Origin of the sequence: Halorubrum sp. C191, assembly GCF_002727095.1 — an archaeon.
Taxonomy (GTDB): Archaea; Halobacteriota; Halobacteria; order Halobacteriales; family Haloferacaceae; genus Halorubrum; species Halorubrum ezzemoulense.
Genome location: NZ_NHNZ01000145.1, coordinates 1 through 10,201 on the forward strand (window position 1 = coordinate 1; position 10,201 = coordinate 10,201).

Genomic DNA, 10,201 nt, shown 5'->3' on the forward strand with positions numbered 1-10,201 from the left:
CGAGGCCGCGTCCACGCACGAACACAAGTGTTCCTTGCGCTGTGTCTCCGTCTCGTCGTTGTAATCACCAACTTCGAGCGGGGAGACGACCCTGGCCGCGAGAAGCTCAAGCTATGAGATGGTTTCTATGACAGGCTCATTTATGATCAAATAATTAAAATTTTCTAATCATTCGTCGTCGAGGCCGGTCGATCGCGTTCAACGCTCGGGTGGGTGACAGTCCGCACGACCCGAAACGCCCGGCCCGAACCGACCCGTCGCGGGGTCAGAACAGCCCGGGCACGAGGACGTAGCTCAGGAGCATCCCGAACAGCCCGGCGAACAGCGCGAACAGGGCCATCGGGACGATCGCCTTGCGGAGCAGGTCGCCCTCGCCGACGTCTCCGGCAACCGCCGGGGGGACGGCGATGAACCTGTCACCGGGAGCCATGTTCGTGGGCTCGGCGTCCATGCTTCCGGTGAGCACGAAGCCGAGGACGATCGGCTGACCGAGCTGTTGGCCGACCAGCATGGCGACCACGGGAGCGACGAGGAGCGCCGTGATGCCGGATCCGGTCAGCGATCGTGGGTTCACGCGTTTACCCTCCGGGACATCTCGGACAGGAATTAATACGGACGTGAGCTGTATAGCTTGTTCGCTAACAGGCTCGGGTTTGAACTACTGAGCATGTTCATCGCTTTCGCCGTGGGCAGGTCCTCATTCCAGTGGCGGTTCACAAACGTACATCCGATCGCCCTTGAACACGGCGTAGCGTTCCTGATTGGGATCGTACACTACCCGTTCACCCGCATCCGCAGCGACATTGACGAGGTCAACGAGCGACGACATTTCGATAACACCCGAATCAGGAAGGTCGGGCTGTACAGAGAGGGATCCGACCGAGATCCACTCGGAATACTCTGAGTGAACCAGTTGATCGCGTTCCGTTGGCGACAGCGTGATCTGCTCGCGACGACGTGCGACGACGAGACCGCTGAGACCAGCCGCGCTAAGTATCAACACGATCGGTCCGCCAATGCGTCTAGCAGACGAGTACTCACGTGTGGTAGTGATCGCCCGCGTTTGACGGCTGGTGTTCGTCACCTCTCCTGGGTCATTGACGACGAATGTATCACCGTCTGGAATTAACCGAAGCTCATCCGTGAATTCACGATTAACTGGCTGGCCGTTAATCTGGCCGGTTATACGGGTCTGTGCCTGTACGATCACGACCGGGTCGCCAGGTGTCTCACCAAATGTTTCCTCGACGCGTTCGAGCTGAACTCGTGTCTGGTTCATGTCGAACTCGAACTCGGTGGTCGCAGTCCCTCCTGGCTCGACCTCATCCGCAGTAACACTCCCGACATCGCGGGTCCGCTGCCAGAGAGCAGTCCCGTCGCTGCGGCCTTGAACGATTGATTGAAGCCGAACATCTATATCGATGTTGCCATCGTTACTTGCGGCGTACTGGAACCGATACTCGCCTGAGAGAACCGGTGAAATGAGTGGAAAGTACGCCCGCTGGTTTTGTAGACGCTGTCCCGTGTCGTATACTGGATTGTCTCCGATGACCGTTGCGCCGTGGTCGAACGTCGCGGTCCGGCTCCACTGTGAGACGACTTCAGTTTCGGTCTGTGTTTCTGGACTCACGTGGGTCGTATAGCTAACCCACAGACCGGCCGTCATCAGCAGGACGAGAAGGCCGATGATGAGCACGTACTGGGTGTCGATCGTGTCCCGGATTCGCAAGAGAAGTTCGTCATCGGACTCACCGACCGGGTCGGTCATCGTCTGGGCCCTCCGAACAGACGGCTCGGACCGGAGCCCGCACCGGGTGAGCCGCGAATCCGCGGACGATTGCTGACGAACCGTACAGCGAGGAGAAACGGGATCGCCAGAACTGCGTCAAGAACGAGGACCGGAGCGAGCGGGCCGAGTTCATAAAGGGCCTCGATAAGCGACGCAGGCATCACGAGCGGATACCGATACTCTTGAACGTACCGTCTGTACGCGCCCGTTTCAGGCGGTGCCGACAAACGGATCGTGGCGTTCACCGAGTCAGTCGGTTGGATACGACCGCTACCGGTTCCGTTGAGTACCTGTACGCCGTCACTGGCCGGTTCGACGTAGTATTGAACTGGAAAGACCGTCCCGCCGGGTACTCGATACGTAGTCGTTTCTGTCTCGCCTGCGGCGATGACGCTCGGACCGGGTAAGTCGGCTTCAGCGCTTACGACCTGGTATTCGGTCGGCCCAAACGGAGCTAGGGCGCTCGCGGTCGCCGTTACGAGGACGACCGCTCCACACAGCAGGATGATTTCACGCGGTCCGATCGACAATCTCTGCCCGCTGTCGTGTCCGGGCGCACGGTCCCGGAGTGACGGTCGTTCCAAACGCCCGCCGCCACTACCGCTGGCCAACAGCACGACTAGGCCAGCGACACCAGCGCCTATCCAGACGTGAGTCGGGATGCGTTGTTGGAGTCCGCCGCCGGCACTCCGAATCGCGACCGCGGCCGTTCCGAGTTCTGGAACAGTAACAAGACTGCCGGCGACGCGGACGCCGACGGCGACGACCTGCGGATCGCGAACCGGCGGCTCTCCGGCCGACTGGTCGGTGAACGGGTTCGCGTCACCCTGTGTCACGTATCCACGATCGGTCTCACCGACGACGCGGTGAGTGGTCAGGCCACCGCCATTCACCTGTTCTGCCCGGTAAACGATGACATCACCGGACGACGGTGAACCAACAACCTCGGGCGGTAGCGAAACGAATCCGTCGCCGGGCTCGAGCGTGGGCTCCATACTCCCCGTTTCGACGTATCCGAGCAAGACCGGCTGTCCGACTAGCTGTCCGGCAAGAAGAGTGACCGCAAAGAGGATGACGAGAGCCTCAATCAGCCGCTCTGCTGTTACCCGCATTCATCGTGGAACTATTATCACAGTGATATAAAAGTTGCCGATGTGGCGAATCCGCGGAAAGCTAACCCAATGCGGGCGTCCGGATCGTGAACTGTGAGAACACCCGTCGACCCACAGGAAAAATTATCAACACGACAATTTAGAGGGTGACACTTTACCGCGTTGGTGGTAACGTCGCGGTATGGGGAGGTCTCTACGCGAAGGGGTGCGGTTGGGCGCGCTCGCCGACGCGTGTCTGGTTGTCGGTCCCCCGGCACTCTATCTGCTCGTGTTTCTCGCGCCGAGCGAGACGCGACTCGCACTGTCGCTATCACACGCGGCGCCGAGTTTCTATTCGTTGTATACGTCCCATTTCGTCCACTTTACCGTGGCACATTTGACAGCGAACGTTGTCGGGTATCTCATCGCCACGACAGTCGGATATCTCCTCGCACGGACCGCCGGTGCTCGGGGGCGCTACCGCATCGCGCTCTTCGTTATCGTCACCGTCCTGCCACCAGTGTTATCCGTTCTTAACCTCGCGATCTCGCGTCCGAGCATCGGATACGGCGCGTCGGGGGTGGTGATGGGTACGGTCGGTCTCGTTCCGGTGTTCGTGTTCGTCTACCTACATCACCGGCCGAGAACCGGTGGCAGCGTCGAGGACGCACCGGTTCTCTTCTTCTGCGGATTCGCAGTCGTCGGTGTCTCAGCGCCGATCGGGTGGCTCGGTGTCGGCATAAGCGCGGCGGCGCTCCTCTCTGCCGTGCTGTATGGGATCGACATCCGGATAGACTTCGGGTCGCTCGCGGCGCTCCCGCCCGGGCATCTCGAACTGCTCGTCGCCGGGGTAATAATCGGGGTCGGTTACCCGGCCGTGGCGTTTCCCTCAGACCCGTACGTCCAGGGGGGGTTGGTCAACCTCTATGTGCACCTCCTCGGCTACGCGTTTGGATTCATCCCGGCGTACCTCACGCCCAGTGTGGGGAGTAACGTACTGGTTACAGTCTCGAAGGCGTGGGGGCCTTCCGATTCATCGATAGAAGACGGCGGGTGACGGCGACAGCGATCGCGGCGTTACGTGCCGCGCCTCACTCTCGCCGGCGGATGCGGATGAAGGCCACCGCCGCCAAGATGGCCAGCACGGCCGCGATTCCGAGAGTCGGGAGGAGACCGATGCCTCCGAGCTCGCCGTCCGGCGGCTGGTCGTCCGGGGCCGCCGCGCCGTCGGCGCCGTCGGTGTCAGCGCCGTCATCGGGTGTATCGCCGTCGGCGTCGTCGGCCGGATCGTCGGCACCGTCGTCCACGTCGTCAGCCGGATCGTCAGCACCGTCGTCCACGTCATCGTCAGCGTCGTCGGCCGGATCGTCGGCACCGTCGTCCACGTCGTCAGCCGGATCGTCAGCACCGTCGTCCACGTCGTCGGCCGGATCGTCAGCACCGTCGTCCACGTCATCGTCAGCGTCGTCGGCCGGATCGTCAGCACCGTCGTCCACGTCGTCGCCGCCACCGTCACCACCGTCACCACCAAGATCAAGCGTCGGCGCGTCGGGGTTCACCGTCACCGCGAACGGCGAGAAGCCGGGCGTCTCGGCGACGAGCGTGATGGTGCCGCCGCCGGTGCTCTCGACGGCCGTCGGGAGCGTCTCCCACGCCGTGCCGTTGTACCGTTCGAGCGCGAGGTCGGAGGCCGGGGTCCCCGCCGGGACCGCCGAGGCGTCGGTCTCGACCGTGACCGTGGCGTCGACGTCTGGGTTGGCCGGAACCGAGATGTTGGCCGCGCCGACGACGGCCGACCCCTGCGGCGAGTTGCCGTCGGCGGCGTCCGCGACGGACTCCGAGGCGAGCGCGCGGACGGCGACGTCGCCGCTAGCCCCGCCCGCCAGGTCGGCGGTCAGCGACTCGATGGCCGGGTCGTCGCTCCCCGAGACGGCGTTCGGGATGACGACCTCCTCGCCGGAGCCGGCGGTCTGCGGCGGGCCGCGGACCACGACCTCTCGGGTGACCGAGTCGGAGCCGTTGGGCGCGCGTGCGGCAGTCTCCTCGACAGTGAGCGTCACGTTGTACGTCCCGGGGTCGGTGAAGGTGTGATTCTCCTGCGGGCCGGCATCACCCGCGATCGTCCCGTCGTCGAAGTCGTAGGCGTACGCGATCGCGTCGCCGTCGCTGCCGGTGGCGTTGAACGTCACGGGCTCGTCGACGGTTGGCGTGCCCGTCTCGACCGCGAGGACCGCGTCGGCGATCTCGCTGACCTCCGCGACGACCGTCAGGGTGAGATCGGCCGCTTCGAAGTCCTCACGCGTGTCGACCTCGAACCCCACCGGGGCGGACTCGCCGGTGTCGAGCCGGACCGCGTTGTCCTGGCCCTCGATCGGCGTGCGACCGCCGGGTGCGGTCCCGCGGTAGAAGTCGAAGTCCTCGGCGGCCCCGCCCTCGTCGCGCACGTAGACGTACGCCTGCCGACCCTCTGCGTCGCCGGCGGTGTTGGTGTTGACCACTAGGAAGACTCGGTCGAAGTGCGTGAGCGCGTCGGCCGGCAGGCTCCCGCCCGGCACGGCCGCGTCGCCGTCGAGCTGGATCGACACCTGCCCGTCGTCGCCGACCTGGGCGTACGCGCCGTTCGGCCCGTTCGCGGGCTGGATCGCGACGCCCTCGCCGATCTCAGCGGCCTGAGTGCTGGCGAGGGGTGCCGCGGCTCCGAGGAGGGCGAGCAGGGCGAGCGCGGCGACGAGGGGACGGGTGTTCATAACTGGAGTTTACTCGGGAGATATGGAAATAAGCAGGATTTGAGAGGTTGAAATTATCTCTATTGTGTTTCTGTCTTGTCCTCTACTTTCACTAGATTGACGGTATTGTCTTCCAACAGGCGCTCGGCCGCCTCGCTGGCCGTACCGGTTCCACCACCGTTGACGCCGTTGACCTCGTAATTGAACGTACTTCCGCCTGGGTCCGCATTGACCTTGATGTCTGGCTTCGTAGTGTTGTTCCCGTTGATTTCGTTACCTGTGATGTCGTAGACGTTCCCAGAGGGATCGTAACTGGACTGATTGTACGGCTTCCACCAGATGCCGTTTTGGTTACTCGCACTACCTCTGAGATCGATCTTGTTGTCTTTGATATTCACCGTGAGCGGCCCCGCAACCGCCTTGCCCCCACTGGTCGAGATCGGATCGCCCTCAATATCGTTGTTCTCGATTGTGAGTGTCTCGGCCGCCCCGGAGATATCGATCACCGAACCGTTGGAGGGAAGCGAGTCGACGATCACGTTGTTTCTGATCACGGCGTTCGCCACACCAACGTTCGAGTTCACTCCAGGCTTTGCCAGAACGAGATCTTGGTGGTTCGAGTTGCCAGGCGAGCTCACCCGGAGCTCGTTGTCGAGGAACTCGATGCCGTCGCCGAAGATCTCAATCGCGCTGTAGCTGATGTTCGACGTTTCGAAGACGTTGCCGGCGATCCGGCCGTCGTCCGCCTCGAATCCGATTACCTGGCCGCCACTTGTAACACTACCGGTGAATTCGTTGTCGAGAATCTTCACCCGAGTGGATGCAGTCCCAACGCTCGTCTCGCCCTGGGCATAGATCGACTGCTGGACATCGCTGCTGTTAATCGTGTTGTTCCGGATCTCGATGTTATCTGTACCCTCAAAGACGAAGACGTCGTTTGCACCACTCGCCCCGCTGAGGGTCGAGTCCGCAACGACCGCGTTAGCGACGTTTCGGCCGACACTAACGGCGTTGTTCGATGAACTACTCACATCGAAGCCGCGGATCTGTGCGCCGTCGGCGTTCAGGAATGCCGCCGCCGGGTCGGATCCGATCGGATCAGTGGATCCGGTGATCTGTGGTTGACCGCCCACACCCTCGATCACGACGGGCTCATCAACCTCGACCGGCCCGAAGGGACCACCGCTCGCGCTCGCACTGACCTGAATCCTACCGATCGGCTCGTCTCTCCCCGTGTCGGGGTTCCGGACTTCATCGAGAGCCGATTGAATATCGGTGAAGAAGTCCGAGCTGTCGCCTGGTTCGGATTCGGGGAAGTCAGTCTGAGCCCCAACGTAGATTGTCTGGCCATTGATTTGCTCAGGAGCAGTGGTCGCTCCCGTTTCAGACTCAGCGACGAGCGTGACGTTGTCGAGCAAGTCTGTGCCGACACCGCCAGCGCTGCCGGTAGTATCCACAGTGATACCGACCGTCGCCGATTCGCCAACTTCGAGCGTCTTGGCGTTCCCGACACCCTCTGCATTTCCATCATCAAGACGGAACGTTACCGCGTCTGAATCGTCCTCAAAGTATACGTCGACTGACTGGGATCCTTGGTTGATAACCGTAAGCAGGTTATCCAGCTTGGTGATTGCGTTGTCAGGAACACCTGAGCCGGATCCAGTATTATCGCCGTCAAGGTTGATTTCCACTACGTTGCTGTTCCCATCAGCGGTAACGTATTTTGCAGCGTTATCTGATCCAGTTCCTTTAATCGCGATAAAGGAACTCTGATCGCCCGCAACGCTGACGTCAACGTTACGCTCCGCCTGTACGCTGGTGAACGCCTCTGTACCGAAGGCCGCGCTCCCGCCCGCCGCGGCCGCGCCGATACCGATGAGTAGCTTCCGCCGTCTCATGGTCCACCCGACCCTGTGGGTGGACACCACTTCGTTTTCGGTTCGTTGAAACGTCGAAACGAGCGGTTTCGATACGATGATCGCTCGGTGAGACCGCGTAACGAGTCGTTTACGCGGACCGAAACGACGCACGGCAGGGATGTCACCTGAGACGCTTCGCGAGGGATGCGTGTTTTGATAGCTTCGCTAATGTCTCCCAAAAAAATACAAAAATGATATATATTCGGTTGAGGAACATTAAGATGTCTTGATGAACCTGTCCTCCACCGACTGGCTGACGTCGGGTGCCGGCGTTGAGCTGGACGAGGAAGTGGTCTTCTCCGTGCTGTCGAACCGACGTCGGCGGTTCGCGCTCCACGCCCTCTGCCAGCGCGGGGACGCGGCCGACCTCGGCTGGCTGGCCAAGCGAGTCGCCGCGTGGGAGGCGGGCGTTTCCCCCGCCGAGGTGGACTCGGACACCCGGAAGTCTTGTTACGTGTCGCTCCAGCAGAGCCACCTCCCGAAGATGGACGAGGCCGACATCGTCTCGTTCGACAAGCGTGCCGGCGTCGTGCGTCCGACGCCAGCCGCCGAGGAGCTCGACATCTACTTCGACGTCGTCACCGAACCCGAGATCCCGTGGCACGGCTACTACCTCGGTCTCGCGGCGGTGGGCGGCGCGCTGCTGACGGCGCTGTGGACCGACGCGATGCTGTTCAGTGCGCTGCCCGACCTCGCGTGGATGGCCTTCCTCGTCGCCGCGCTCGTCGTCTCCGCGCTCGCACACACGTATTTCGCCCGGCGCAGAAGGCTCGGCAGTGACGGACCCCCTCCAGAGGTGGAGGGATGAGACACCGGCGGCTGATCCTCGCGCTGTTCGTCCTCGCGACAGTGATCACCGGGACCGCCGGGTACAGCGCGATCCAAGCCGAGCGGTCCGTCGACGTCACCGTCGCCGACGACGAGAACGCCTACCTGGCCGTTGAGAATACGAACGATTCGATCGAGAACGGGTCGACAAGGGGCGTACTCCGCGTCACCAATCAGTTCGGCCAAGAAGTCGATCTGGCCGTTGAAGATGTTGAGACGACCGGAAGCGTTGAGTACGAATCGGAGAATGGAGCGAACGACGAGGTGACGCTTGCTACCAGTGAAACCGCCGAAATTAATGCGTCGTGTGCGGGGACCAATGACGGGACGCTGGAAGTGATGTTGATAATCGAGAGTGATGATAACGAACTCTCTGTGAGAACGATGCAGGTCGTCGATATTAGCTGCAATCCCACGTGAGAAGGCCGAACGCCTCAGGATTTCATAACAGGCTGAGTGTTCCAACTGTTGACCGGAAGCAGTTCGACGTGGGGCGTGACAGCCAGCGCCGACCTGCTCTTCTCGCGCGCACCGCCGAATCGGAACTTCCGCCGCTCAGAGCCCCCGCCACTCCGTCGGCTCCGGGCGCGCGACGCGGACCTCCCGGGCGTCCTCCGCACGGCGCGTCTCGACCACCGCGTCGAACAGCGGCGCGAGCTGCGCGACCACGCGGTCGTCGTGCGCCGACCCGTCGAGCCCGACGACGACTGGGCAGCCCGCGCCCGTCGCCTTCTGGACGACGATGTGAAGGAACCGGTACACGGCCGACGCGTCGGTGTACATCAGGAGCGGCGAGACTGTGTCGATCCCCACCGCGAGCGCGCCGTCGTCGCGCGCCTCGAGGAACTCCGTGAACTTGGTTCCGACCGAGGTGAGGTTGCTCGGGTGCTGGGCGTACTTCGTGTGCGACTCGTCGCTTGGAGACTCCTCGACCGCGCCCGTCACGCAGTCGACGACGAGCGGCGTCGGCTCGTCGCCCGACCCCCCCGGGGTCTCGTCCGCCCCCGATTCGCGACCCACGACCCGCCGGTGCGTCCGCCGCGCGCTCTCGACCGGCTGGCGCGTCGAAACGACGAGTGGGGTCCCGTCGCAGTCGTGGAGGAACTCGTGGACGACCCGCCGTCGACCCGACAACGCCGAGCCCTCGACGAGCACGGAGTCCGTCTCGGGAACGGTGACTGTCATCTATGCGTACGTGTTTAGCCCGAACTGATTTCGCTGCTATCTCATAGAAGGCGCACAACGTAGCCTGTATGAACTGGCAGCAGAGGTTCGTGATGATTCTCAGGGATGGGCTCCACGACGGAGCCCATCCCGTTACCTCTGCTGTCTGTACTGGAAGGTGGGATCTGTGAACGGAGATGATCTCACCAAAGAGGAGTTGCTCTCCCGGTTTTTACAACTTGAACAACGAGTCGAAGAGCTTGAACAAGACAACGCACAGCTCCGAGAGAAGTTACAAGAGAAAGACGAGCGGATCGAAGAACTCGAAACACGTCTTCGCAAATACGAGAATCCGCATACTCCACCCAGCAAGCGACGGTCGGGGACCGACGGGTCCCCGACCTCGCAAGATGACGAAGACGACGATGTCCGAACTGACGGTGGCACTCCCGGTCGGAAGGATGGTCACGATCCGGAGTGGCGTTCTACGGCCGATCCTGACGAAGAAATCGAAGTCACCTGTGACTGTTGTCCTGAGTGTGGCGACCGCTTCGACGAGTCGGTGGGCGTCAGCCCCCGACTCGTCGAGGAGATCCCTGATCCCCAGCCCCCAGAAATCACCCGGTACAACCGCCACTACTACCAGTGCGATTCCTGTGGAACAGAGACAGTTGCGGCTCACCC

General features: G+C 62.2%; 9 protein-coding genes and 2 pseudogenes. 5 read left to right on the forward strand and 6 right to left on the reverse strand.

Translation table 11 applies throughout. The features are described 5' to 3' along the window. Window positions 1-117 (forward strand): annotated as a pseudogene (locus Z052_RS14345) (IS5/IS1182 family transposase); the annotation flags it as partial. 148 nt (window positions 118-265) lie between these two features. Here Z052_RS14345 and Z052_RS21035 read toward each other — a convergent pair. The 3 genes from Z052_RS21035 to Z052_RS14360 form a co-directional block, all read right to left on the reverse strand. Continuing rightward, window positions 266-574: a hypothetical protein gene (locus Z052_RS21035; protein WP_099289171.1), complete on the reverse strand. Its 309-nt coding sequence runs from the start codon at window positions 572-574 to the stop codon at window positions 266-268. Window positions 575-697: 123 nt separating this feature from the next. Beyond that, a complete protein-coding gene (locus Z052_RS14355) occupies window positions 698-1,768 on the reverse strand; it encodes a DUF5305 domain-containing protein (protein WP_099289172.1) in 1,071 nt (356 codons plus the stop codon). Further along, window positions 1,765-2,901, reverse strand: coding sequence for a S26 family signal peptidase (locus tag Z052_RS14360; protein WP_099289173.1), 1,137 nt, complete (start codon window positions 2,899-2,901; stop codon window positions 1,765-1,767). Before Z052_RS14360 ends, Z052_RS14355 begins: the two co-directional genes overlap by 4 nt. A 181-nt stretch (window positions 2,902-3,082) precedes the next feature. On the opposite strand from Z052_RS14360, the gene Z052_RS14365 reads away from it, so the two are divergent. Further along, window positions 3,083-3,937 (forward strand): rhomboid family intramembrane serine protease, encoded by an 855-nt coding sequence (locus tag Z052_RS14365; RefSeq protein ID WP_099289174.1) that lies wholly within the window; start codon window positions 3,083-3,085, stop codon window positions 3,935-3,937. Window positions 3,938-3,971: 34 nt separating this feature from the next. On the opposite strand, the gene Z052_RS14370 is transcribed toward Z052_RS14365, so the two are convergent. Together Z052_RS14370 and Z052_RS14375 are read right to left on the reverse strand one after the other, a co-directional pair. Further along, window positions 3,972-5,627 carry a PKD domain-containing protein gene (locus tag Z052_RS14370; RefSeq protein WP_099289175.1) on the reverse strand — a complete coding sequence of 552 codons (1,656 nt, stop codon included), beginning with the start codon at window positions 5,625-5,627 and terminating at the stop codon, window positions 3,972-3,974. Window positions 5,628-5,686: 59 nt separating this feature from the next. Continuing rightward, entirely contained in the window at window positions 5,687-7,504 is a 1,818-nt protein-coding gene (locus Z052_RS14375; protein ID WP_144050033.1) for a hypothetical protein, read from the reverse strand. Between the two features lie 250 nt (window positions 7,505-7,754). Here Z052_RS14375 and Z052_RS14380 point away from each other — a divergent pair, with 250 nt between their 5' ends. Together Z052_RS14380 and Z052_RS14385 are read left to right on the forward strand one after the other, a co-directional pair. Then, complete coding sequence (locus Z052_RS14380; protein ID WP_099289177.1) at window positions 7,755-8,333, forward strand: hypothetical protein; 579 nt, start codon at window positions 7,755-7,757, stop codon at window positions 8,331-8,333. A gap of 41 nt (window positions 8,334-8,374) precedes the next feature. Continuing rightward, window positions 8,375-8,773: a hypothetical protein gene (locus tag Z052_RS14385; protein ID WP_199058289.1), complete on the forward strand. Its 399-nt coding sequence runs from the start codon at window positions 8,375-8,377 to the stop codon at window positions 8,771-8,773. Between the two features lie 135 nt (window positions 8,774-8,908). Here the strand turns inward: Z052_RS14385 and Z052_RS14390 are convergent, their stop codons facing one another. After that, window positions 8,909-9,538 carry a hypothetical protein gene (locus Z052_RS14390; RefSeq protein ID WP_099289179.1) on the reverse strand — a complete coding sequence of 210 codons (630 nt, stop codon included), beginning with the start codon at window positions 9,536-9,538 and terminating at the stop codon, window positions 8,909-8,911. 166 nt (window positions 9,539-9,704) lie between these two features. Between Z052_RS14390 and Z052_RS14395 the strand changes: the two are divergent. After that, window positions 9,705-10,201, forward strand: a pseudogene (locus Z052_RS14395) (IS66 family transposase); the annotation flags it as partial.